General features: G+C 44.7%; 24 protein-coding genes and 1 tRNA gene. 12 read left to right on the forward strand and 13 right to left on the reverse strand.

The window, feature by feature from the left end; translation table 11 throughout:
- Positions 1-28 precede the first annotated feature (28 nt).
- Positions 29-101: transfer RNA gene (locus tag C7Y66_RS07395), tRNA-Ala, on the reverse strand.
- Between the two features lie 128 nt (positions 102-229).
- On the opposite strand from C7Y66_RS07395, the gene C7Y66_RS07400 reads away from it, so the two are divergent.
- Positions 230-1,138, forward strand: coding sequence for a rhodanese-related sulfurtransferase (locus C7Y66_RS07400; protein ID WP_106545066.1), 909 nt, complete (start codon positions 230-232; stop codon positions 1,136-1,138).
- Between the two features lie 8 nt (positions 1,139-1,146).
- Here the strand turns inward: C7Y66_RS07400 and C7Y66_RS07405 are convergent, their stop codons facing one another.
- A complete protein-coding gene (locus C7Y66_RS07405; protein ID WP_106217023.1) occupies positions 1,147-1,824 on the reverse strand; it encodes a class I SAM-dependent methyltransferase in 678 nt (225 codons plus the stop codon).
- A gap of 139 nt (positions 1,825-1,963) precedes the next feature.
- Positions 1,964-2,164, reverse strand: coding sequence for a hypothetical protein (locus C7Y66_RS07410; RefSeq protein ID WP_146149748.1), 201 nt, complete (start codon positions 2,162-2,164; stop codon positions 1,964-1,966).
- Positions 2,165-2,993: 829 nt separating this feature from the next.
- Between C7Y66_RS07410 and C7Y66_RS07415 the strand changes: the two genes are divergently transcribed.
- Both C7Y66_RS07415 and C7Y66_RS07420 read left to right on the forward strand, forming a co-directional pair.
- A complete protein-coding gene (locus C7Y66_RS07415) occupies positions 2,994-4,601 on the forward strand; it encodes an alkaline phosphatase (protein WP_106545068.1) in 1,608 nt (535 codons plus the stop codon).
- Between the two features lie 141 nt (positions 4,602-4,742).
- Positions 4,743-5,441 (forward strand): glutathione S-transferase N-terminal domain-containing protein, encoded by a 699-nt coding sequence (locus C7Y66_RS07420; protein WP_106545069.1) that lies wholly within the window; start codon positions 4,743-4,745, stop codon positions 5,439-5,441.
- Here C7Y66_RS07420 and C7Y66_RS07425 read toward each other — a convergent pair.
- The 3 genes from C7Y66_RS07425 to C7Y66_RS07440 all read right to left on the reverse strand — a co-directional run bounded on the left by C7Y66_RS07425 (position 5,438) and on the right by C7Y66_RS07440 (position 8,811).
- Positions 5,438-6,094 carry a hypothetical protein gene (locus C7Y66_RS07425; protein ID WP_146149749.1) on the reverse strand — a complete coding sequence of 219 codons (657 nt, stop codon included), beginning with the start codon at positions 6,092-6,094 and terminating at the stop codon, positions 5,438-5,440. The genes C7Y66_RS07420 and C7Y66_RS07425 overlap by 4 nt on opposite strands.
- A gap of 109 nt (positions 6,095-6,203) precedes the next feature.
- Entirely contained in the window at positions 6,204-7,010 is an 807-nt protein-coding gene (locus C7Y66_RS33240) for a hypothetical protein (RefSeq protein WP_158265880.1), read from the reverse strand.
- Between the two features lie 163 nt (positions 7,011-7,173).
- Positions 7,174-8,811, reverse strand: a complete 1,638-nt coding sequence (locus C7Y66_RS07440) for a pitrilysin family protein (RefSeq protein ID WP_106545072.1) — start codon at positions 8,809-8,811, stop codon at positions 7,174-7,176.
- Positions 8,812-8,941: 130 nt separating this feature from the next.
- Here C7Y66_RS07440 and C7Y66_RS07445 point away from each other — a divergent pair, with 130 nt between their 5' ends.
- From C7Y66_RS07445 to C7Y66_RS07455, 3 genes are all read left to right on the forward strand, one after another.
- Positions 8,942-9,562 (forward strand): TetR/AcrR family transcriptional regulator, encoded by a 621-nt coding sequence (locus tag C7Y66_RS07445; protein WP_106545073.1) that lies wholly within the window; start codon positions 8,942-8,944, stop codon positions 9,560-9,562.
- Between the two features lie 141 nt (positions 9,563-9,703).
- Complete coding sequence (locus tag C7Y66_RS07450) at positions 9,704-9,928, forward strand: hypothetical protein (RefSeq protein WP_106545074.1); 225 nt, start codon at positions 9,704-9,706, stop codon at positions 9,926-9,928.
- 89 nt (positions 9,929-10,017) lie between these two features.
- The gene (locus C7Y66_RS07455) at positions 10,018-11,418 is read left to right on the forward strand and encodes an aminopeptidase P family protein (protein ID WP_106545075.1); all 1,401 of its coding nucleotides are present in this window, start codon (positions 10,018-10,020) and stop codon (positions 11,416-11,418) included.
- Between the two features lie 204 nt (positions 11,419-11,622).
- Here C7Y66_RS07455 and C7Y66_RS07460 read toward each other — a convergent pair whose 3' ends face one another.
- The 5 genes from C7Y66_RS07460 to C7Y66_RS07480 all read right to left on the reverse strand — a co-directional run bounded on the left by C7Y66_RS07460 (position 11,623) and on the right by C7Y66_RS07480 (position 17,215).
- Complete coding sequence (locus C7Y66_RS07460; RefSeq protein ID WP_106545076.1) at positions 11,623-12,375, reverse strand: SDR family oxidoreductase; 753 nt, start codon at positions 12,373-12,375, stop codon at positions 11,623-11,625.
- Complete coding sequence (gene mgtE / locus C7Y66_RS07465; RefSeq protein WP_015153039.1) at positions 12,372-13,721, reverse strand: magnesium transporter; 1,350 nt, start codon at positions 13,719-13,721, stop codon at positions 12,372-12,374. Before mgtE ends, C7Y66_RS07460 begins: the two co-directional genes overlap by 4 nt.
- A 260-nt stretch (positions 13,722-13,981) precedes the next feature.
- A complete protein-coding gene (locus tag C7Y66_RS07470; RefSeq protein WP_106545077.1) occupies positions 13,982-14,797 on the reverse strand; it encodes an ABC transporter permease in 816 nt (271 codons plus the stop codon).
- 126 nt (positions 14,798-14,923) lie between these two features.
- Positions 14,924-15,778: an ABC transporter permease gene (locus C7Y66_RS07475; protein ID WP_106166318.1), complete on the reverse strand. Its 855-nt coding sequence runs from the start codon at positions 15,776-15,778 to the stop codon at positions 14,924-14,926.
- Positions 15,779-15,931: 153 nt separating this feature from the next.
- A complete protein-coding gene (locus tag C7Y66_RS07480) occupies positions 15,932-17,215 on the reverse strand; it encodes a PotD/PotF family extracellular solute-binding protein (RefSeq protein ID WP_106545078.1) in 1,284 nt (427 codons plus the stop codon).
- Between the two features lie 73 nt (positions 17,216-17,288).
- On the opposite strand from C7Y66_RS07480, the gene C7Y66_RS07485 reads away from it, so the two are divergent.
- Complete coding sequence (locus tag C7Y66_RS07485) at positions 17,289-17,660, forward strand: four helix bundle protein (RefSeq protein ID WP_106545079.1); 372 nt, start codon at positions 17,289-17,291, stop codon at positions 17,658-17,660.
- A 26-nt stretch (positions 17,661-17,686) separates the two neighbouring features.
- Here the strand turns inward: C7Y66_RS07485 and C7Y66_RS07490 are convergent, their stop codons facing one another.
- Positions 17,687-18,868 (reverse strand): ABC transporter ATP-binding protein, encoded by a 1,182-nt coding sequence (locus tag C7Y66_RS07490; protein ID WP_106545080.1) that lies wholly within the window; start codon positions 18,866-18,868, stop codon positions 17,687-17,689.
- 503 nt (positions 18,869-19,371) lie between these two features.
- On the opposite strand from C7Y66_RS07490, the gene C7Y66_RS07495 reads away from it, so the two are divergent.
- Together C7Y66_RS07495 and C7Y66_RS07500 are read left to right on the forward strand one after the other, a co-directional pair.
- Positions 19,372-20,094: a GntR family transcriptional regulator gene (locus tag C7Y66_RS07495; protein ID WP_015153046.1), complete on the forward strand. Its 723-nt coding sequence runs from the start codon at positions 19,372-19,374 to the stop codon at positions 20,092-20,094.
- 99 nt (positions 20,095-20,193) lie between these two features.
- Positions 20,194-20,598 (forward strand): gamma-glutamylcyclotransferase, encoded by a 405-nt coding sequence (locus C7Y66_RS07500; protein WP_106166322.1) that lies wholly within the window; start codon positions 20,194-20,196, stop codon positions 20,596-20,598.
- A 12-nt stretch (positions 20,599-20,610) separates the two neighbouring features.
- Here C7Y66_RS07500 and C7Y66_RS07505 read toward each other — a convergent pair whose 3' ends face one another.
- Complete coding sequence (locus C7Y66_RS07505; RefSeq protein WP_106545081.1) at positions 20,611-21,348, reverse strand: aspartate/glutamate racemase family protein; 738 nt, start codon at positions 21,346-21,348, stop codon at positions 20,611-20,613.
- 311 nt (positions 21,349-21,659) lie between these two features.
- Here C7Y66_RS07505 and C7Y66_RS07510 point away from each other — a divergent pair, with 311 nt between their 5' ends.
- From C7Y66_RS07510 to C7Y66_RS07520, 3 genes are all read left to right on the forward strand, one after another.
- Positions 21,660-22,277, forward strand: a complete 618-nt coding sequence (locus tag C7Y66_RS07510; RefSeq protein WP_106545082.1) for a PAS domain-containing protein — start codon at positions 21,660-21,662, stop codon at positions 22,275-22,277.
- A 189-nt stretch (positions 22,278-22,466) separates the two neighbouring features.
- Positions 22,467-23,651, forward strand: coding sequence for an NAD(P)H-quinone oxidoreductase subunit H (locus C7Y66_RS07515; protein ID WP_106171335.1), 1,185 nt, complete (start codon positions 22,467-22,469; stop codon positions 23,649-23,651).
- A gap of 111 nt (positions 23,652-23,762) precedes the next feature.
- On the forward strand, positions 23,763-24,192 hold a 430-nt coding region (locus C7Y66_RS07520), incomplete at its 3' end, for an SAM-dependent methyltransferase (protein ID WP_199197292.1).

A 24,192-nucleotide genomic window follows, 5' to 3' on the forward strand; every position in this document is an offset into this window, starting at 1 on the left:
TTGGGATTAAATAATTAATCGTTAAATATGGAGGTTAGCGGACTCGAACCGCTGACATCCTGCTTGCAAAGCAGGCGCTCTACCAACTGAGCTAAACCCCCGCGAGTCATGAGCTTGCTGCCGTTTTTTCGACAACTTTGTTATTATAGCTACTCTAAAACAATATGGTCAAGAGCTAAACGAGCAAAATTACCAAAAATATTCCCGAAATTTCTACTCATTCAAAGCCATGACTCAGGTTATCGCCACATTTTATAAGTTTGTCAGCTTACCAGACTGCGCCGAAATACGCGAACCGTTACTGTCTTACTGCCTGTCTCAAGGGGTGAAAGGGACAATTCTACTCGCAGAGGAGGGAATTAATGGCACAATTGCAGTTGCTTCCCGAATTTTAATTGATTCCCTATTTGCTTTTCTCGGTTCCGATCCGCGTCTGGCAGACTTAGAGTACAAGTTATCACGTGCTGAAGCACCCCCATTCGAGCGGATGAAGGTGAAGTTGAAGCGGGAAATCGTCACCATTGGAATACCGGAAGCAGATCCGAGTCAGCAAGTCGGTACTTATGTCAACCCTCAAGACTGGAACGCAATTATTAGCGATTCTGAAGTCGTAGTGATTGACACCCGCAATGATTATGAAGTAAAAATTGGGAGTTTCCAAAGAGCGCAAAATCCACAAACTCAGTCTTTTCGCCAATTTCCTGAATACGTGCGTCAACATCTCAATCCTGACAAACATAAAAAGGTAGCAATGTTTTGTACGGGAGGAATTCGCTGTGAAAAAGCTTCGTCGTTTATGCTGTCTCAAGGATTTCAGGAAGTCTATCATCTTAAAGGTGGAATTTTAAAATATCTAGAGGAAGTTCCATCTGAAGAAAGTTTGTGGCAAGGAGAGTGTTTTGTATTTGACGAACGGGTAGCTGTACAACAAGGTTTAGTACCAGGTAATTATGAAATGTGTCGTAGTTGCGGACACCCACTTTCGGAATTAGATAAACAATCTGAAAAGTACGAAGAGGGAATTTCTTGTCCTGATTGCTTTGATACTCTTACCGAGGAGAAGAGAAGCCGCCAGCAAGAAAAGTTGAAACAGGGAGTCGGGAGTCGGGAGTTGCGGAAGCAGGGACAAGAGAGATAAGGAAGCAATTAGCAATTAGCATTCATTACCTTTCTTGCCAGAGTTAAACCGTCTCCAATTGGTACAAGGCTGAGAGTAATACGTTTATCTTGATGAAGTTTTTGATTTAAGGTGCGTAATTTCTTAGTGCGATTATCTTGGACTTGTGGATCGGCAACTCGTCCCGACCATAAAACGTTATCAATTGCAATTAATCCGCCTGGACGTATAAGCTGAAGTGCTTGTTCGTAGTAGCTATCGTAATTACTCTTGTCTGCATCAATTAAAGCAAAATCAAATGTTTCAGATGCACCTGTTTCTATGAGATGGTGAAGGGTTTCCTTGGCTGGTGCAACGTGCAAGTCAATTTTATGTGCTACGCCTGCCTGCTGCCACCAGTGACGCGCGATCGCAGCATATTCCTCATTCTTTTCACAGCTTACTACTATACCATCAATGGGTAATGTTAATGCCATGACTAAAGAACTATAACCCATAAATACACCGATATCTAAAGTTTTCTTTGCTCCGATTAATTGCAACAATAAGGCGATAAATTGACCCTGTTCGGGTGCAATTTGCATCTTACCTAATGGGTGACGGGCAGTTTCTTGACGTAGTTGCGTTAAAATCTCTGGTTCTCGCAATGAAATAGATAATAAGTAATCATATAAATGGGGCTCTAAGCCAAGGGTTTGCCAAGTCATTATAGAGTTAGTAGTGAGTGGCGATCGCAAGTAAATAATATCAAAAAATAGTGTCAAAATAAATATCAAAAATAAAGGTGAGCAATACTCACCATCCATTTAAACATTTCAAAAATTATCAGTTAGCAATTGCAATCCGTTAGCTGATTTGAAGTAGTTGTTGAACGTGCTTTTGAAAAGCTAACAATCCTGCTTTTGAATTCCAGTTTTCTTGAAAAACATTCATATTCTCTAAGTCGATAACTTTTCCATCTCTCGGAAAAAAGATTTTTTGACCGAAAACTTGCTTGTAAGTTGGCGGATTGTGCCAATCATTAGCTATCCAAACCGTTTTTACCATCCGATAAAAGCTAAATTCTTTTGCTGTCAACTCTTTGTACAACTCGTTATCTATAACTCGAACTACATGAGTGACCCTGGCGTGCTGTCTTAAAATGATAAAATTGTCTTTTTGAGGCTTGCCAGCGTTTTCATATTGGTTGAATTTTCAATGTAAACCAAAAATATTTTCTGCTGGTTCAATATATTCAGTTTTATCCTTATAAGCCCAATATCTACCATCTTGATTTTTTACATTTTTAGTCCATTTTAGTCCAGTCAGATTCATGTTGAATCCCTCCGAGTAATTTTGCTTATATCGATCGATTCTCAGGAGTATGAGAAAGCGCAAAGAAAGCTATAGCAGTTCTAAATGATTTGTAAAGTAGGCTTCTAGCCTGCCGCAGGCTAGAAGCCTGCTCCACGTTCATGAATCAAATAGAATTGCTATATGAAAAAGTGAAAATAAAGCTAGTACGAGCGATTGGTATAGCTTCTATAGTTAAGATGCCCGCCAGCATGGAGAAATTCACAATAAATATCGAATTTCCAATTGTATGTAATTGCTTCTAAAGGTAAGTTCGGGCGATCGCAAATACGATTAACATCATCAAATAGTTAAGTTAAGGTTAATTTTTGCTGCTTGACTGCGGAGCGAGATTTGTTTAAATTACTGCCGTAAACTCTTTTTTTTTTCAAGATTACTTTCACGTCATTAACTACTAACAGGATAGCGATCGCGCTAAATCGAAGCGCATGAATTGAGCTTTTTGGTAGTTTATTTTGACTTATCAAAATTAAGGTTTTCGATATTGTTTCGATTTTCCCTTGCCAAACTAAAGGAAATACTTATGAATTTCAACTTGCGACAAATTAACCGTCGCTCATTTCTGCTCGGTTCGGCTTTCACCAGCGGGGCTGTAGCTGCCAGTTTGTTGTCGCCATCCCGACAAGTTAAGGCACAAGCCCCAGGAATTGTGACCTCAGACAAAATGCGCCCGACAATCCCTTATGGAGTTGCCAGTGGTGACATTACGGGGAATCGTGCCGTAGTATGGAGCCGCTGCGATCGCCCCGCACGAGCGATCGTAGAATACAGTACGAGTGAAAATTTTCGCCATGTCCGACGAATTATCGGAGCGCCAGCCTTAGAAGCAACTGACTTTACAGTCCGCGTTGACCTATCAGGACTGCCAACCGACGAGCAAATCTTCTACCGATTTACTTTTCAGGATTTGGACAACTCCAGTATTTCTAGCGTTCCTGTCACGGGAACTTTTCGCACTCCTTCAACTAAAAAACGCGACATTAAATTTGTCTGGGGAGGAGACACAGCCGGACAAGGCTGGGGAATTAATCCAGAATTTGGTGGCATGAAGATCTATGAAACCATGAGACAACTCAATCCAGACTTCTTCATCCACTCTGGCGATACGATTTACGCTGATAATCCAATCTTGGCTGAAGTCAAACTTGATGATGGTAGCATTTGGAAAAACATCACCACACTAGAAAAAGCAAAAGTAGCAGAAACACTAACTGAGTTTCGCGGCAACTATATTTATAACCTACTCGATGAAAACGTCCGCCGTTTCAATGCCGAAGTTCCTCAACTCGTTCAGTGGGACGACCACGAAACCACAAACAACTGGTATCCAGGCGAGATTCTTACAGATGTCGGTACAGATGCCCGTTATCAGCTTAAAGATGTGAATCTTCTGGCAGAACGGGCAAGACAAGCATTTCTAGAATACCAGCCAATTCGCTTCGATCCTAACGATCCAGAGCGGATTTATCGTTCATTTCAGTACGGAGCGATGCTAGACATTTTCATGCTCGACAAGCGCAGCTATCGAGGCGCAAACTCGGCAAATCGCCAAACTGAGGCAAGCGACGAGACAGCATTTTTAGGTAAAGCTCAGGTCAGCTGGTTGAAGCAACAATTACTCACCTCAACCGCCACTTGGAAAGTCATCGCTAGTGATATGCCAATTGGACTAGTAATTCCAGATGGGACGACAGCTTATGAAGCGCTATCAAATGGGGATAACGGCGTTCCTCTAGGGCGAGAACTAGAGTTTGCAGATTTGTTTCAGTTCATCCAACGGCAAAATATCCGCAATGTCGTTTGGTTGACAGCAGACGTACATTATGCTGCCGCTCACTACTACGACCCCAGCAAAGCTCAATTTACTGATTTCAAGCCTTTTTGGGAGTTTGTCGCGGGTCCTTTAAACTCAGGCACATTTGGACCTAACGAGCTAGATAGTACTTTTGGTCCGCAGGTGAAATTTAACAGTTTGCCAGAGGGAACTAAGCCAAATCGTCCCCCATCAGAAGGGTTACAGTTTTTTGGCATGGTCAAAATCGATCGCGACAGTGAAGTGATGACCGTCACCCTGCACAATTTAGCCGGGGACACCCTCTACAGCGTGGATTTGCCTCCTGAAGAGAGCTGAGGGAGAATTCAAAATTCAAAATTCAAAATTCAAAATTCAAAATTTACCTCTTGCCTCTTGCCTTTTAACCAATTACCAACTACCAACCACTCAATAATTCCAGTTACGATCGAAGAGTTTATGCATTCCGAGTGAATTGCCATAACGATCGAACTCTACTATTGGACAACTCCAAACGGACATAAAATTACCATTTTTCTTGAGGAAGCAGAGCTACCTTACGAAATCAAACCTGTCAATATTGCTAAAGGCGAACAGTTCGACCCAGAATTTCTCAAGATCTCACCTAATAATAAAATTCCGGCGATTATCGATCGCGACCCACCCGATGGTGGCGAACCGATAAGCGTATTTGAGTCGGGGGCAATTCTGCAATATTTGGCAGAAAAAACTGGAAAATTCTTACCAGATAACCTACGCGATCGCGTCGAGACAATGCAATGGCTGTTCTGGCAAATGGGTGGATTGGGTCCCATGCTGGGACAAAATCACCACTTTGTCACTTACGCACCGGAGAAAATTCCTTATGCGATCGATCGCTACGTAAAGGAAACCGAACGATTATATGGCGTACTCGACGAACGGCTGACAAATCTACCTTTTATCACGGGTAGTTACTCGATTGCAGATATGGCAGCTTATCCCTGGATCGTACCCTACGAGACGCAACAGCAAAATTTAGATGACTTTCCCAATCTGAAACGCTGGTTTGAGAGCATAAAAGCACGTCCCGCCGTGCAACGTGCCTATGCTAAGGCTGACGAAATTAGTACTACCTCGTCTGTCACCGAAGAATCTAAAGCGATTTTATTCGGTCAAGGGCGGCGGCGATCGTCTTAAGTGTTTTTGGTCAACTTTTGGCGTTGGCGATGTAGCAGTAAGCCAGCGCCAATCGCACCGACACCAGCCAGCGTTCCTACTCCTCCTGGTTCTGGGACTGTCTCGATTGAGCCAGTAATGACAGCATCACCCTCAAGCGAAAGAACGTTTGGATCTGGGTTGAGTCGATCGACTTGAGTAAAATCTAGCGTTCCAGTCGCGCCTGTGAATATGCCTTCGCCACCTGTAATTGTCAGCGTACCGGAACCAGATCCCGTCAGATTTTCCCGGTCAAGTGTAGCCGTAGCGGTGGCAGTTCCTCGCAATTTGTTATCTGTGCCTTCTCCCTCAAATACGATGTAACCTGGTGGCAGATCTGGTAAGCCAAACGTAGCGGGATTGGTATCAAAGTTAAGCGCACCAGTTGCAGGATCGGTTCGCGCGTAGATTAATCCTTCATACTGAGTTAGACCATAAGGGGCTTCAGGATCGGAACTCGTAGCTAACTCGATCGATTGAGATAGCTCCTCGTCAATCGGTACGATCTCGATTCTTGTGTCATAGTTACCATTAAATGGATATATCGTCTGCGCGATCGCTTTTGTCGTATCCAGTCCCACGCTAGCCAATGCGAAAGCGACTGAAATCAGCTTTACCGTATATGAAAGAGTCATTTGCATCCTGGCTTACAGCTATGCAAACGATCCTACAGCGCCAAATTTACAGCTTCTTGTGCTAATTTTTGGGAATATTTGCTGAATGTTTAGCAAATGGATGTTGACTCTAAGTTGCCTTTCTTCGCCTTGCAGCTGTTCGAGGCGGAGTGCGCCGTGCTTTGTGTCTGGTAGGTGGTTTAGCTGGTTTAGCTGGGGTTTTGGCTGTTTCTGGTTCCGGTGCGGGTTCTGGTTCCGGTGCGGGTTCTGGCGCGGGTTCTGGCGCGGGAGATTTAGCAGTTGTCCGAGTAGAAGTTTTCCCCTTGGCTTTGGGCTTGGTAGTAGTTGATTTAGCCGGGGATGTAGCTATTTCTAGTTCTGGTGCGGGTTCCGGTGCGGGTTCTGGTGCGGCAGATTTAGCAGTTGTCCGAGTAGAAGTTTTCCCCTTGGCTTTGGGCTTGGTAGTCGATTTAGCTGTTTCGGGTTTGGCGGTTTCTGGTTCCGGTGCGGGTTCTGGTGCGGCAGATTTAGCAGTTGTCCGAGTGGCAGTTTTCCCCTTGGCTTTAGGCTTGGTAGTCGATTTAGCTGGGGGTGCGGCTGTCTCTGGTTTGGCTGTCTCTGGTTCTGGTGCTGGTGGGGGTGTAGACGATACCTCTACAGTTATCGTACCTTTCGTCTCTGGCGTAACAACAGCCACCACCATTTGAGTTTGGCGATCGTGTGCTTCAAATTGTGTGACTAGATCGGCTAATCCCATTTGTCTTGAATATTTGGGAATCACACTTGCTTTGAGAAATTTTGCCTCCATTTGAGCGATCGCATCATTAGGGTAGTAATTGACAAGTAAAACCCCATCTCCCTGTACCGCTGTCATATCTAAAAAGTATGTACCTAAGCGAGGAAGGTCATCTTGCAGTAATTTTTGTAGTTTGTCCATGTGAATTGGAAATTGGAAATTGGTAATGGGTAATGGGTAATTGGTAGTTGGTAGTTAGTGACAGAGTGGTGAGTGGTGCGTAGCTTGCGAATGCGCGACTTGCGAATGCGCGACTTGCGACTCCTGTACGGGCGGGTTTGGAAACCTACCCCTACCGACTCTCTCAAGAAGAAGATAATAACCGCCCAACCGTACGATTTTTGGGGATGAAAGTTTGTCGTGCAACTCGTTGAATATCAGCTGACGATACCTGAGAAATCGCTTCTAGTTCTTTGAATAAATTTTGCCAAGAACCTGTTTTGACTTCGTACTCTAACAATAACTGTGCCATTCCCATATTTGAGTCGAGCGATCGCAATAAATCTGCTTTAGCTTGTGTTTTGACTCGCTCCAATTCCATCGCTGAAACTGGTTCGGTTTTGAGGCGATCGATTTCTTTTCTCATCGCTGTCCCCACTTCATCAACTGTATGCCCTGGAGCTGTCAAAGCATAAAATAGCATTAAATTTTCATATTTATTCCCCGGAAATCCACTACTACCTTGAGCTGATAAAGCTAGGCGTTGCTTTTCTACTAAAGATTGATAGAGTCGCGATGTACGTCCGTTACTCAACAATCTACCAATCGTTTCATAAACCACATAGTCTGGATCGTTAATCCCCGGACAGTGGTAGCCTTCTAAATACCAAGGTTGAGTCGGTAATTCGAGCGTCACTTCCCTCGTTTTTTGCTGTTTTGGTTCTACTGTTGTCAACTTAGGAGGAGCAACTTTAGCGCGATAGCGTCCAAAATAAGTTTGAGCCAACTGTTTTACCTGTTGGGGATTCACGTCACCGACAATTGCGATCGTTAATTGACTCGGTATGTAATAAGTATCGAAAAACTGCTGCACGTCAGCCCGCGTTAAGTTGCGAATATCTTGTTCGTAACCGATAACGGGACGCTTGTAAGGATGGACTTGATAAGCAGTATCGAGGAACTTTTCCACCATTTGTCCGATAGGCGAATTTTCTACCCGCAGCCGTCGTTCTTCTAAAATTACATCTTTTTCTTTGTAAAATTCTCGAAACACGGGTTCGAGAAAACGTTCTGACTCCAACGACATCCACATTTCTAGTTTGTTGGCGGGAAAGCTGTAAAAATACCGCGTTGCTTCTGTCGAAGTATTGGCATTTAAACCTACACCACCAGCTTGTTCGACGATTTGCCCTAACTCATTTTGTTTGACTAACTGAGCTGCTTCAGCTTCTACTCGCTCAAATTGCGCTTGCAATTTGGTAACTTCTGCCTCATTTTTCGCTGTCTTGGCTGCGGTAATTTCTGCTGCTAATTTGTCTAATTTTTCTAACAGCGGTTTTTCTGCGGTGTAGTCTCGCGTACCGATTCGCGTCGTACCTTTAAATGCCAAATGCTCCAAAAAGTGAGCCACACCTGTCTTACCTACTGGTTCGTTAACTCCACCCACATCAGCATAGGTCAGAAAAGATACAACTGGTGCTTGATGGCGTTCCAAGACAATAAACTTCATCCCATTACTGAGACGAAATTCGGTTAAATCCTGACTCACCCGTTTGTAGTACGGTTGGATTGACTGAGAAGAATTCGGAATTCGGAATTCGGAATTCGGAATTAATGTGGAAGCTTCCGACTCCCGACTCCTGATAACTGAATCAGCTAAAGCTGTTTCCGAGCAGACAACCCAAAACAAGATAGCTACAATCGTTAGAGTGACGAGCAATCGTCGCCAGATCTTAAATACGGATAAAATTGAGCGGGTAAAATGTACGATCTGATGCATCATAGATTGGAATCAATTGTGCGTTCGAGATAGATCTATTAACGATCTATTAAAGTTTGCCAGTTATGCAGCTGGATGTAAGAGAATGTCCCTACAAGTTGTATTAACATCGATACAACCATAAATACCTTCTATGCAAGTTTTTAACCGTGCTTCACAGCCAGCAGATTCTTCTCGCGATCGCATTTTACAAGCGGCGCAGCGATTGTTCGCGCGTCAAGGGTTTGACGGTACGACAACCCGCGACTTAGCACAAGCTGCTGGTGTGGCGGAAGGTACGCTGTTTCGTCACTTTTCTAATAAAAAAGCAATTTTGGTCGAGGTAGCAACCCAAGGTTGGGTAGAAATTCTCACCGATCTGCTGACGGAATTGAGCGAAATGGGCAGCTATAAAGCTGTAGCACAAGTCATGCAGCGGCGAATGTGGAACTTTCAGAAAAATGCTGATTTAATGCGAGTTTGCTTCATGGAAGCTCAATTTCATCCAGATTTGCGCGATCGCGTCCAATCTGAGGTGATCGGCAAAATGACGGATGTAGCTGAGGCTTTCTTTCAAACAGCAATGGAACGCGGCATTTACCGTCCGATGAATCCGCGCATTGTCGCCCAAGTATTCTTAGGCATGTTTGCTATCTCTGGTTTCAGCCACAACACGTTAATGGAACCCAACGCCTCCCCCCAACAAATGAAAGAGATGGCGGAAGGACTAGCAGATATTTTTCTCAATGGGGTTTTAGTGAAGAGTCATGGGTAGTTGTTGGTTGTTAGTTGTTGGTTGATGGTTAACTGTCAACTGCTAACTGTTAACCGTCAACCAGTTCCATAGATGAACGCAAGATATTAAAATCTTGTTAATAATTAAATATTGATGTGTTCTGCGTCTCGGAGGTTGCGAATGAAAGACCTAAGTAAATGGTTGAACCCTAGAGCGGCGATCGGAAGTTTATTAAGTGTTATTGTTTTGCTGAGCGTAGCAGGCGGACTTGTTAGCTGTACTCCTAGTGGAGATGAAAGAGTCAGAGACACGAACGAGAATGTAGAAGAAGACAACGAGAACGAAGCAGACGACGAGGATGATGGCAACGAAGTACCTAACCAAAATAATCAAGACGATGACTGAATTTGTCATTGGTCATTGGTCATTCGTCATTTGTGAGTGACTAGCCACCAGTCACTAGTCACTATTCACTCTTCACGACCTAGTTTTCAATGACTCATGACATTGATGTTGAGACTCTGCGGCAGCGGCGAGAGCATCTAGCCGATCGCCTTGATGTACCAATTGTATTATGGTCGGGACGCAGTAGCGCGCGGAATTTTCCTGCTAATTGCTTTCCGTTTCGAGCTAGCAGTCATTTTCTCTATTTTGCAAGTCTTCCCCTGGAAACAGCGGCGATTCGCTTAGAAGGGGGAAAAATGACGTTGTTTGTAGACGATCCGAAACCAGAAAGCGCCCTCTGGCACGGAGAAATGCCCAGTAGAGCAGAAATTGCAGCTCAAATTGGTGCAGATGCAGCTTTACCCATGAGCGAGTTGGAAGCTCATGCTGTGGGAGCAGCGACTATTGCCGCACAGGATACTATAACCGCTCTCCAACAGTCTCGCATCCTTAACCGTCCAATTTCACCAGCTAAGGTATTGCAAGGCATCGATTTGGAGTTAGCTCAAGCAATTGTAGCGCTGCGGCTCAGTCACGATCGCGCTGCTTTAACTCAATTACGCCAAGCTGCTGACGTAACGATACAAGCTCATATTGCTGGTATGGCAGTGTCAACTAACGCCTCATGGGAGGCAGACGTGCGCGCCACGATGGAACACGTTATTCTCGCTAATAACATGAGCTGTGCTTATAGCAGTATCGTGACGGTGCATGGAGAGGTGTTGCATAACGATCGCTATCATCACCCAATGCAGTTGGGAGACTTATTACTAGTGGATGTAGGGGCAGAAACATCAACAGGTTGGGCGGCGGATGTCACCCGCACTTGGGCTGTATCTGGGCAATTCTCAGCCACTCAGCGAGCGATGTACGATGTGGTACTGGCGGCGCATGATGCTTGTATTGGGAAAATTCGTCCCGGCGTAGAGTATCAGGATATACATTTATTAGCGGCGACAGTTATTGCTCAAGGTTTGGTCGATTTAGGCATTTTGCGCGGTCAACCGGAAGATTTAGTCGAAATGGATGCTCACGCCCTATTTTTTCCCCACGGGATCGGGCATTTATTGGGTTTAGATGTCCACGATATGGAAGATTTAGGGGATATTGCTGGATATGAGGAAGGGCGCAAACGCAGCGATCGCTTTGGGTTAAATTATTTACGGTTGAATCGTCCCCTCCGTCCTGGGATGTTAGTCACGATCGAACCAGGATTTTATCAAGTTCCGGCAATTTTAACCGATCGCGATCGACGGGAAAAGTATCGCGATGTCGTCAACTGGGAACGCTTAACTCAATTTGCCGACGTGCGCGGCATTCGGATCGAAGATGACGTGTTAGTAACGGATACTGGCAGAGAAGTCTTGACAGCAGCATTACCAACTAAAGCGGAAGCGGTTGAGGCTTTGGTGCAGGGCGACTTGTCTCAGTTAGAGGCTGCTTATAGTTAAAAATAATTTACGCTTCGGTACAACTTTCTCTTGTCCCCCCCTTTCATAAGGGGGGTTAGGGGGGATCCTTGAGTCAGTAGCATAGTTTTTCGATCCCCCAACCCCCTTAAAAAGGGGGCTAGGGGGGATCTTTGAGTCAGTAGCATAGTTTTTCGATCCCCCAACCCCCTTAAAAAGGGGGCTAAGAAAAAAGTCACATAGAGCTTAATTTAACTGAGCAAACAGCGCTTCCCAATCAGTGATTTCCGGTCTTGCACCAGAATTAACAATTTCAAAAGTCTTGTTGACTGTTACGGGGTCAGATATACACTCTACGCAGGCTGTGGCTACATCAATTCGGCTAGTATCCCCTACCAAGGTATCGCCCGTACCAACAACAACAGCTAATTTGCCGTCAGTTGTCGCCTTTAACAATGTATTCAGGTCGTAAGAAGTATAAGGACCATCAATTAAGCGTCCTGGGCGGATAATCGTGTAAGGCAAACCCGAAGCCGCGATCGCCTGTTCTCCTTCCTGCTTGGCATCAAGTACGCCAAAGGCATTGAGAATACTAAAAGGAAACTGCTTTTTGCGTAAAACGCCGCAGGAAGAGATAAAAACAAACCTTTGCAAATCTCTCGGTGCGGCTGCAACCAAATTTTTCACACCCACAGCATCAACCTGCTGCGGACTATTTTGGGCTGAGAAGAAGTTTTGAAAATCCCATTTGGCAGAAGGAAAGGCAGTCGTACCCGTACAGCAGATAATGTGCGTTACATCCTGTACTGCTGCTGGTAGGGTATTGGGTTGACGAATATCGCCTACGGCAATTTCTACGCGATCGCTAAACATCTGTTTTGCTTTATCGGCTTGACGGGTAAGGACGCGCACGGTAAAACCTTTTTCCAGTGCTTTAGCAACTGCTAGTTGTCCGACTCCACCTGTTGCACCAGCGACTAAAATTAATGCGGCTGTCATTTTGCCACCATCCGTAAAGCTAAAGAAATTAATGAGAGGAAAGTTAAAAACCCAACGGCATCCAGAATAGTTGTGAGTAGGGGACCGCTGATCAATGCCGGATCGAGTTTCAATCGCTTTAATCCCATCGGTAGCATTGTCCCTAAACTTGCCGCTACAAATACGTTAATTGCCATCACCGAAGCAGCTACAATCGCTACCCAGCGTTCTTGAGGTGGCGACCAAATTAAGGACAGAATCCCTAAAGCGATCGCCAAAGCTAAGGCTGTTCCTAGCCCAGCCAAGATCTCTTTGCGGAGAATTTTTAACGTATCTAGAGGTGTCACTTCGCCTACACCAAGTCCGCGTACCGTCACCGACAAAGCTTGTATGGCAACATTGCCACTCGTGTTAGATAAAATCGGCATAATTACGGCTAACACTGGCACTACAGAAATCACCTGTTGAAAAGGTGCGATCGCGCTAGCTGCCCCAACATATAAGCCAATATTTGCTAACAGCCAAGGCAATCGCTTGCGGATCGTTACCTGAGGCGGAGATAAAGCCGCTTCGTCACCACCACTGACCCCTGCTAATTTTTGAATATCTGCCGTGGCTTCCTCTTCTAAAATATCTACCACGTCGTCAACGGTGATAATTCCTACCAAGCGATCCTCCCGATCTACGACTGGGATGGCGATCAAGTCGTAGCGTTTCATCAACTGGGCGGCTTCTGCTTGCGGTGTGTCGGTTCTGACTCGCACGACACGCTGACTGGCAATCTCGCGAATTAAAACATCGGGAATAGTAAATAATAATTGCCGCAAGGAAACTACGCTCACCAGTTTGCGATTATCGTCGGTGACGTAGGCATAGTAAATCGTCTCTTTATCTTCATCATTTCGTCGAATTTTATTGAGGGCTTCTCCTACAGTCAAACCTTGACGCAGGCGGACGTATTCCGTCGTCATCACCCGCCCCGCCGTACCTTCGGGGTAGCCTAATATTGTTGCTGTTGCTTGTCGTTCTTCCGCACTCAGTTGTTGTAGCAGCCGCTTGACAACTCCAGCGGGTAACTCGTCAAACAACTCTGCCCTGTCGTCAGGACTCATGGACTCTACCAGGTGAAATACCTGGGCATCGTGCAGGGAACCGATTAATTCTTCCTGCACTTCTTGAGGTAAGTATTCAAATACAGCGATCGCCTGATTTTTATTCAGCAAGCGAAAGGCGATCGCTTGTTGCTGGGGAGAAAGTTCCGCAATATAATCCCCTGCATCTACAGGGGGCAAACGGTTTAATTCTGCTTTAAGCAGGTTGAGATCGGTAATATCGGTTAGGGCAATACGTCCTTCTTGAGTGAGCATAAACACCTCCTAAGTCTCCCCTACTCTGAGAGACTAGTTCGCTCAGCTCAGAGGAGAATACTACTGTGGGGGGATGGACTTCGATCCGCGTCCATAAACTTTAAACAATTCAACATCGATACCCAATTTGGGTAACGCTACGTTTAATCGTAACCTGCAAGTGTTGTTTTCGGAAGTCCAAGCTAAAAATGACCGAAACATTTGTGTATCTCGCTGGTTGTAATATTATCTTGCCCGATTTGCGATCGAATGAAACATCTTCATCTTGTTTGCTGTCGCGATAGGGAATTAATTGCCACCAGTGCGATCGCAATCAAAGCAAAAGAAAATAAAGTTGTCAATGTTCCCAAGGCATAGAGTGCGGGAGAAGTGACATTTGTTGTCATGCCAAAAATTTCTAATGGCAAGGTGTTAGTTTCTCCAGAAATTAATGACGTGCGGGTAAACTCATCGTAGGAAAGTGTAAATCCTAGTAACCCTACACCAATGACACTAGAGGCAATTAGAGGAAAGACAATTTGCCAAAATGTTGTCGTGTCGCTCGCTCCCAAATCGCGGGCAGCTTCTTCATAAGCAGGATTAAAACGACCGAATATCCCTAGCATAATTAAGAAGGCAAAAGGTAGAGTCCAGGTTAAATGTCCGGCAAGCGCCGAAGAATACCACTGATTATCTAACCCAACTATACTAAACAAAATTCCAATTCCTAACGAGACTAGAATGCTAGGGACTATTAAGCTAGAAATTGTCAGGTAAAAAATCAAATTCGAGCCGAAAAACTTCCGACGAAATGCTAGCCCTGCCATCACGCTAAAGACAACTGTAATTAGCATGACAATTAATCCCAGCCAAAGCGATCGCCCAAATCCATCAACAAAATTTCCTACTCGCTGCGGTTCAAATACTGCTTTGAGCCAATGCAAACTAAAACCCCGCATCGGGAAAGTTAATTGTCCTTCTGGTCCCTGCAACGATAAGAGAAAAATAGCCGACATCGGACCATAAAGGAATAAGACAAATAATCCGAAAAATCCTGCTAGTAGATAGTAAGAAAGCGATCGTTTTTTTTCAGCCATATTTAATTATGGGGAATAGGGAGTAGAGATCGGTGACCAGTGACCAGTTATCAGTGAAGAGTTATAGTTGGTGGCTGGTAGTTAGTCATTTTATTTTTTGACTTTTAACTTTTGAAATTTGACTTTTTACAATTCTTTGCGAATATCAACTACGCGCAAAATGGCAAATACAATTATCAGCGTAACAATCAACAATACAACCGCATTTGCTGCTGCTAGTGGATACTGCAAGCTATCGAGTTGGTTCTTAATTAAATAGCCAACAGAAGAAGACTTGCCACCACTCATAATCCGCATCGTGGCAAATTCCCCCATCACCAACGTCACCACAAAAATCGAACCGATCGCAATTCCCGAAGCAGATAAAGGCAGGATAATTTCTTTTTGAATTTGAAATGGAGAAGATCCTAAATCCTCAGCCGCCGTTACCAAAGAGCGATCGATCCGCATCATGCTATTAAATATCGGTGCAACCATAAATAAACAGTAAAGATGCACCATCGCCAGAATTACAGAAAAATCAGAAAATAGAAAAATTTCCACTGGCTGATTAGTTATACCTAAGCCCATTAATGCCTGATTAATTAATCCCTCTCTCCCTAAAAATGGAATCCAAGAAATCATCCGAATAATGTTTGATGTCAGAAAGGGTACAGTACAAATTAAAAATAAAATCGTCTGCCATTTCGGACTTTTAATGTGAAAAGCCAAAAAGTAAGCAACTGGATAGCTAATCAACAAGCAAATCAACCAAACGAGAAAAGCAAATTTAAAGGTATTGAGATAAGTTGACAAGTAAACTCTCGAACTAAAAATTCCCAAGTAGTTATTTAAAGTAAATCCTGGGGTCATCGCAAAGCCATTAAAATTCCAAAAACTGACAATTGCGATCGCGATAATTGGCAACACCAAAAATAGTAGAAAAACCAACGTCTGTGGAGCTACCAACAAATAATTGCGTAAAGTTTTTGAATTATTCATCTGAAAGTGAGGAGTCGTAGGGGCGGGTTTTGAACAAAAATTGAAGGCTATGGTTGTCAATCTCTTTGCTAAACCCGCCCGTACTGGAGTCGGGAGTAGTAAAAATACAAATGACCAATTACCAATTACCAATTACCAATTACCAATTACCAACTAAGCCACAATAAACTCAGTCCATTTATAAACGAGATAAACTTGCTGCTGCATGAAAGAGTTCCAACAGACGACATTACCCATTCGTTCTGTAAACGAACCACCATCGCGCACCGCACCTTTAGACTCGATTTTTTTACCAAAGGGATCGATAATGTCGATCGCGGCAGATTTGCCCTCATACCAAAAGTCCCATTCTTCTGGCTTCATAAACTTTCTGGCATTTTGGGGAGCAGCACTGTAGTAACCTTGACGCGAAAGGAATCCGCCTACCCAACCGTCTAACATCCAGTTGAGGTACTCGTAAGCAGCGTCTAATTTAATCCCTGAAAGATTCTTCGACAAACCCAAACCACCACCCCAACCGCGATAGCCTTCCTTCAAGGGTGCATAAACGCAAGGAATACCTCTTGCTCTCACAGCAGTCACCGCAGGCGACCACATCGATTGCAGCACGACTTCCCCAGATGACATCAGGTTGACAGACTCATCAAAGGTCTTCCAAAAGGCACGAAATTGACCTGCTTGCTTCTGCTCGATTAAAAGGTTTGTCACCTTGTCGAGTTCTTCTCTGGTCATGTTACCTTTATCGCCAAACTTCATCTGTCCTGTGGCTTCCATCACCATTGCTGCATCCATAATGCCAATGGAGGGAATGTCGAGCAGAGATGTTTTTCCTCTGAATTGAGGGTCGAATAAATCTGCCCAAGACTCGATTTTCTTGCTTACTAAATCAGGACGATATCCCAGCGTATCGGCGTTGTACTGAAATGGAATCATCGTCGCCCAGTCAGTTGGTTCTGAAGCAAATTCAGTCGAATCCTTGCCTTTCAGAAACATGACTTTGCGTGGAGCCGTTCCCTGAGAGGTGTTAACCCTTGCGCCTGGATATAATTCTCCAGTCGTGAAGATAGGTGTAATTTTATCGAATTCTTTGATTTTCCTAATATCAATTGGCTGAAGATTACCAGAAGGAGCAACTAATGGTAGCGCGAAATATTCACCATCAAAAATATCGTATTGTTTGGGTTGAGTAATAGCAATTTGAATGTTTTCTGCCGTACTCAACGCCCGCATTTGAATTTTGAAACCCAAATCTTTCTCTGCTTGGACGCGAATATCGTTAATTTGTGCCGCACCCGTGCCAATTAATCGCAGCGTTACATCTTGAAGTTTGTTAGTAATAACTGTTGGACCGCGATTGGAACAACTAGCAGCCACGATCGCAGTTCCCCCTGCTGCTAAACCTGTTTTAAGCAGCTTGCGCCGACTAATTTTCGCCATAACTTTACAAAGTCAAAAGTCAAAAGTTAAAAGTCAAAAGTTAAGATGGTGCGATCGCCTCTCTTAGAAAGATATGACACCGCCTTTTGATATTTGCGATCGCGCTTTTCAGTTTTCTATTCGCGTTGTTAAGCTGTGCAGTTTTTTGCATAAAATATCGGGGGTGGCAAGGGAAATATCAAAGCAGCTTATTCGGTCGGGAACTTCCATTGGGGCAAATGTTGAGGAATCTAGAGCAGCACAAAGTACTGCTGATTTTATCCACAAACTAGAAATTGCTTTAAAAGAAGCTAGGGAAACTAGATACTGGCTCAAACTAATCGTTGCTACTGCCATTGTTCCCGAAAGAAGATTGCTGTCTCTACTAAGTGAGATAAATGAGCTAATGAACATTATTGCTGCCATCATTATTAAGTCTAAGCAGAATAGAACAAAGCCGTTTTGACTTTTCACTTTTCACTTTTGACTTTTTTATGCGGCTAAGAAAACACAGTTATCTTTCGACCAACTGAGTACAACTAATTGCCCTTCTGCAAGTGCATTTGCATCCCAATCAGTTGTACGGGCTTTATACAATATTTCTTGCCCTGTAGCTTCTGCCATCAAGGAAACTCGCGTCACAAAACCCGTCATTTCTACAGCAACAATCCGAGCAGTAATTTGATTGGCAGCCAGAGAAGACTGAATAGGAACGGTAGGCAAATGAGGCTCGACCTGCATTAAATCGGGACGGATCGAACACGCTGCTATAGATCCTACTGGTGCAGCGTAGCCGCGACAAAATAAAGTGCCAATGCCTTCTACTTCCAGTTGAATTAAATCCAAACTCGTATCGGCAACGCTGTTGATAACTTTACCTGTAAAGATATTGTTGTCTCCCATAAATTTGGCTACAAACTGGGAAGCAGGAGTGTTGAAAAGTTCTGAGGGTGTAGCAACTTGATCGATCCGTCCGTGGGTCATCACCACCACCATATCTGAAAGAGAAAAAGCTTCTTCAACGTGGTGAGTCACCTGAATGAAGGTCATGCCAAATTGTTTCTGAATTCGGCGTAACTCCGTCCGCATCTTAACTCTTAAGTTTTCATCCAAGGCACTCAAAGGTTCGTCCAGCATCAACACCTGGGGACGGGTGGCTAAGGCTCTCGCTAAGGCGATCCGCTGCTGTTGTCCGCCGCTGAGCATATTCGGTTTGCGCTCGGCAACATGGCTCAAACCTACCATTTCTAGCATTTCTCCCACTCTGGTACGGCGTTCTTGTTCTGGGAGTTTACGCATTTTCAAGCCAAACTCGACGTTTTCCCAAATGCTTTTATGTGGAAACAAGGCATAGCTTTGGAACATCATCGAAGTGTTGCGTTTCGCTGCTGGAATGTCATTGACGCGGCGATCGCCAATTAAAATATCTCCGCTAGTGACTTCTTCATGTCCCGCGATCGTTCTCAGTGCTGTTGTTTTGCCGCATCCACTCGGACCTAATAAACAGCAGTAGTTTCCGGCGGGAATATCTAAGGTCAAATTTTCAACTGCTGTAAACGAGCCGTATTTCTTCGTCACCGATCGCAACGATACACCAGCCGCCGCATCAGCTAAGGCTTGTTGCGTTGCTGAACTCGTTTGGAGGAATTCTTGTCTAACTCCAGTTGTTGTCATGATTAGTTCTGTAGTGCAATTGCTAGCTTGACTCAAACCTGCTGCGAACGGGCGATGCTAGAAAAGCGGTAACAGTAGTTCGCTCTTATCTTTGCACTTTACTCATCAGCAGGTACGCACGTTTGGACTTAGAAGTCGAGCTGAAAACTGTGTATGCTGTATACGATGATATATAAGAATAAATCGAAAAAATAAACTGTATGTTGGACTACAATCTCCCCCGAGAGAAAGAGCATGTCTATCTCAGGCGAGGGATCTCGATAATTAAGCATATCTATTTAATAATTGAGGGTGGCGATCGCTAGCAAAAACTTACGCTCCTCAGGAGAAAAAATTGTATACTGTATGCAAAGCTGATGAAGAGGTCAGGAGCTAGCCACACAATATTCATTCTGGCTCGATCGCCTAACTTCTTCCTCAATAACACGTACAAATACAGTTAAGGAAGATCGTGCCGTCAAAAACATAAAATAAGAATAGCTAAAATATCCCTCTTCAGACAGATGCTAAGGAGTCCCGCTTTGTCCCTGTCTCCTCAGTCGCTCCAGCGACAGCGATCGCTACAAGAACAAGCATATCAGGCGTTGCGGAATGCCATACTCTCAGGGGAACTAGCACCAGGAGAGCGACTAGTAGAAACCAAATTAGCGAACAAGCTTCAGGTAAGTCGAACGCCGATTAGAGAAGCAATTCGCTTACTTCAGCATGAAAATCTAGCTACAAGCGACCTAGATGGAGTCTTGCGGGTTGCGACGATCTCAATTGTGGATGCAATGCAATTGTACGATTGTCGAATTGCTTTGGAGGAATTATCTGTCCGGGGAGCCTGTCACCATGCGACAGAAATGCAACTGCAAGAACTTGAAAGCATGGTTGAGCAAGCAGAAAAGATAGTAAATAGTAAACCTACACAACTGACTAGCTTTCGCTTATTAGATATTGACTATCGCTTTCATCGGTTATTAGCGCAGAGTTCCGGCAATCCCTGGCTTGTCTCCCTGTTAGATCGAGTCTTCGATCAAATGCAACTGTTAAGGATTCAGACAACCAAACACAATCCCAATGTATTAGAAATTCGTACAGAACATCGACAAATTTATCAACCTATACAGCAGCGAGATGAAAAAGCGGCAGTCGAGGCAATGGTTGCCCACTTAAGAGCAAGTAAAGCGCGAGTCGTACAAGAAGTCGAGCAATTACAGCAAACGAAAGTGAGTAGTGAGTAGTGAAGAGTGGCTAGTGGCTAGTGGCTAGTAATCAATAAATACTAACTACCAACTACCAATTACCAACTACCAATTACCAATTACCAATTCCCCCTCAACATGAAAACAACCTCAGAAACCAGAAAAGTTTTTATTTGTGGTTCGGCATTGCGCGGACAACCAGATCATCAGAATCTTCAGTCGGCAAAGTTTGTCAAAACAGCAGCAACTCAACCCCGCTATCGCCTTCACGCTGCTGGTGACGGTTGGCATCCGGCGATTTATGAAGTCGCAGAAGGTGGAATTTCTATTCCTGGGGAAGTCTATGAAATGACGAAAGAGCAGTTTGAATATTTGTCGGCAAACGAGCCACCAAATATGTATGCAAGCGATATTGTTCTAGAGGATGGAGAAGTCTTGACAGCATTTCTTTATCCGAAAGAATTAATTGAAAAATACAATTGGACTGATATTTCGCATCTTGGTGGGTGGGCTGCTTACAAAGCCAGTTCGAGCGAAAGTTAAAGGCGATCGCTGTTACTTTTTGGGAGCAAAAGGGGCAAGCATACCAGTATAGGGTTTAGGAATGGGATATGCTAAGTCGCCAACTTTGCTAGTACTTAAACCCAAACTTACCAAAGCTTCTACAAATTTGACAGCAGCAGTAACACCATCAATGACGGGAATACCAATCTCGTCGCTAATTTCAGCAGATAAATCAGCCATACCACCACATCCTAAAACGATCGCCCCACAGTCATCTTCAGCTAGGGCAGATTTACACTCTTGAATAATTGTCTTGCGAGCTGGAGATCCTGCAATCTCCAGTTCCAACACGGGGAGATCGATCGCGCGAATATTACGACAAAAGCGACTCATACCGTAGTTTTCTACTAATTGCCGAGCAATGGCTCGCGTGCGTTTGAGGGTGGTAACGATGGAAAATCCAGTAGCCACAAAACTCGCAGCGTGCATCGCCGCTTCCGCAATACCGAGGACGGGACCCCGTGCTAGTTCGCGGGCAGCCAGCAAGCCAGGATCGCCAAAACAAGCGATGACATAACCATCTACCCCCGTCGCTTCTCCTTGGTGAATTTCTTCAAGTAAGCCAACTACGCTAAGTGCTTCATCGTAATGTCCTTCGATCGAAACTGGTCCCATAGTTGAGTTGCAAGCAATAATCTCAGTGTCAGGACTTGCAACGGCTTTTGCTGCTAACCCGATTTTTTGGGTCATGCTAGCTGTGGTATTGGGGTTGATGACTTGAATTTTCATGGTTTTGCTGCATGGAAAGGGTGGGTTTTTGGAGATTTTTGTCCAATGTGCAACTTTCTCTCGTTCTCCCTTTATAAGGCAGGGTTAGGGGGGATCTTGCCTTAACCGAAAAGTATTGATAGCAATTCTCGATTGTATGGATGACATTTGTAGGGGCGCGAGCGAGAAAGCGCCCCTACCAGACGTGTATTGCATCCAATTGAAAACCGCTATGAGATAGGAGGTCAGAAGTTGTTGTTTTTTTGTTTTATATAGCAAATGTCATACTTGCGAGTTAAAGTGTTGTAGAAAAATTGCTATTTTCGCAGACTATGCCAATCAATTCAAATAAGTTTGCTGAGAACACGGGCGAGCTAACGATTCAGTTAGAAGCAATGTGCCGTCGCTTAGAAAATTTGTATATTCGTGCAAAAGAGCCAGCTTGGTCGCCAGCCGAGTTACTGGCAGAATCTTTTAGAGAACTCAGTTGTTCTCTAGAAGAGATTTATGTTGCTATTGAGGAGTTGCGGCAGCAAAATGAAGAATTGGCAGCAGCTAGATTTTTAGTCGAGCAGGAGCGCCAACGCTACCAAGATTTATTTGAATTGGCTCCAGATGGCTATTTTGTCACCAATGCTGCGGGAGTTATTCTCGAAGCTAACCGTGCTGCTGTTAATCTACTGAATGCAGCACCAGAATATTTAGTTGGCAAACCACTTGTCTTGTTTGTCGAACGAGGCGATCGCTCATCCTTTCGTTCTCAACTCAATCGACTATGCTATCAAATTGACCGACTGCAAAACTGGCAAGTCCGCATCCAACCCCACAAATGGGAACCCTATGACGCACTCTTGACGGCAACCGTCGTGCGCGATCGCCAAGGAACGGCAAGTCATTTACGGATTTGTCTGCGACAGACCGACGAGCAGCAAGTGGCGATCGGCAGCTAAACCATCTATACCAGCAGTTGCCAAAGTTTATGAATATCAGTGGTTTATAAAACTTTTTCGGAGCCGTCAATTCTTATAATTATTAAAGAAACGCAATAAAACTGGTTAGTGGTTAGTAGTAGAGACGTTATATGTAACGTCTCTACTACTAACTGATAACTGATTGGTCAAGGAGCGATCGCTAAACATATGGCAAGGATAGAAACCAGAACAGAACCCATGGTACTCAACATGGGACCGCATCACCCCTCCATGCATGGCGTGATGCGGTTGATCGTGACTCTGGATGGCGAAGATGTGGTCGATTGCGAACCCGTCATCGGCTACCTGCACCGAGGAATGGAAAAAATCGCCGAAAACCGCACCAACATCATGTACGTCCCCTACGTGAGTCGGTGGGATTATGCGGCGGGGATGTTCAATGAGGCTGTTACTGTCAACGCCCCCGAAAAATTAGCCGATATTCCCGTTCCTAAACGCGCCAGCTACATCCGCGTCATCATGCTGGAACTGAACCGGATTGCCAATCACTTACTCTGGTTGGGTCCGTTTATGGCTGATGTTGGCGCTCAAACTCCTTTCTTTTACATCTTCCGCGAACGCGAGATGATCTACGACCTCTGGGAAGCAGCTACAGGCTACCGGATGGTGAATAACAACTACTTCCGCATTGGTGGTGTAGCCGTCGATCTACCTTACGGCTGGATCGATAAGTGCCTCGATTTTTGCGACTACTTCATGCCCAAAGTAGACGAATACGAGCGCCTGATCACCAACAACCCGATTTTCCGTCGTCGTGTTGAGGGTGTAGGCACGATTACAAGAGAAGAAGCTATTAACTGGGGGCTTTCCGGTCCCATGCTGCGGGCAAGTGGCGTAAAGTGGGACTTGCGGAAAGTTGACCACTACGAATGCTACGACGACTTCGACTGGGACGTTCACTGGGAAACCGCCGGGGATTGCTTTGCGCGTTACTTAGTGCGAATTCGGGAAATGCGCGAATCGGTGAAAATTCTGCGCCAAGCCATTGCCGGACTACCAGGTGGACCCTACGAAAACCTAGAAGCCAAGCGGATGCAAGCTGGTCCAAAATCTGAATGGAGTGGTTTTGATTACCAATACATCAGTAAGAAAGTTGCCCCCACATTCAAGATTCCCAAAGGCGAACACTACGTCCGTGTAGAGAGTGGCAAAGGGGAATTAGGCATTTATATTATCGGCGATGATAATGTCTTCCCTTGGCGGTGGAAAATTCGCGCAGCTGATTTCAACAACGTGCAAATTCTGCCTCATATCCTCCGAGGCGTGAAGGTTGCTGATATCGTCACGATCCTGGGTAGTATTGACATCATCATGGGATCGGTCGATCGGTAAATCGTAAGTCGTAGGGGCGGGTTTACCTAAAATATTTGTCAAAGTCAGAGCAAACTAGTGAACCCGCCCGTACAAAAGTCGTCAGTCAAAAATAATCAATACAAATGACAAATGACAGATGACTCGAATTTAGAGTTGAAGGAGGCGATCGCACGTCGAATCGCCTCAAGTTCTCAGCAGCGAATCACTTTTGCTGAGTATATGGAATTAGCGCTATATCACCCGACTTGCGGCTATTACACGACTAAAGCCGTCCAAATGGGCAAGCAGGGTGATTTTTTTACATCTACTCATCTGGGTGCTGATTTTGGCGAGTTACTCGCAGAGCAGTTCGTCCAAATGTGGCAGATCTTAGGAAAACCTCAGCCCTTTACTTTGGTCGAAATGGGAGCAGGACAAGGTTTTCTGGCTTTAGATCTGATCCAATACGTCCAGCTGAATTATCCAGAGTTTTTCGCCGTACTGGACTACATCATTGTCGAGCAGTCTCCTGCTTTGCGAGAGTTACAGCAGCAGACGATCCCCCCAACCCCCCTTGAGA

The organism is Chroococcidiopsis sp. CCALA 051, assembly GCF_003015105.1.
Classification (GTDB): Bacteria; Cyanobacteriota; Cyanobacteriia; order Cyanobacteriales; family Chroococcidiopsidaceae; genus Chroococcidiopsis; species Chroococcidiopsis thermalis.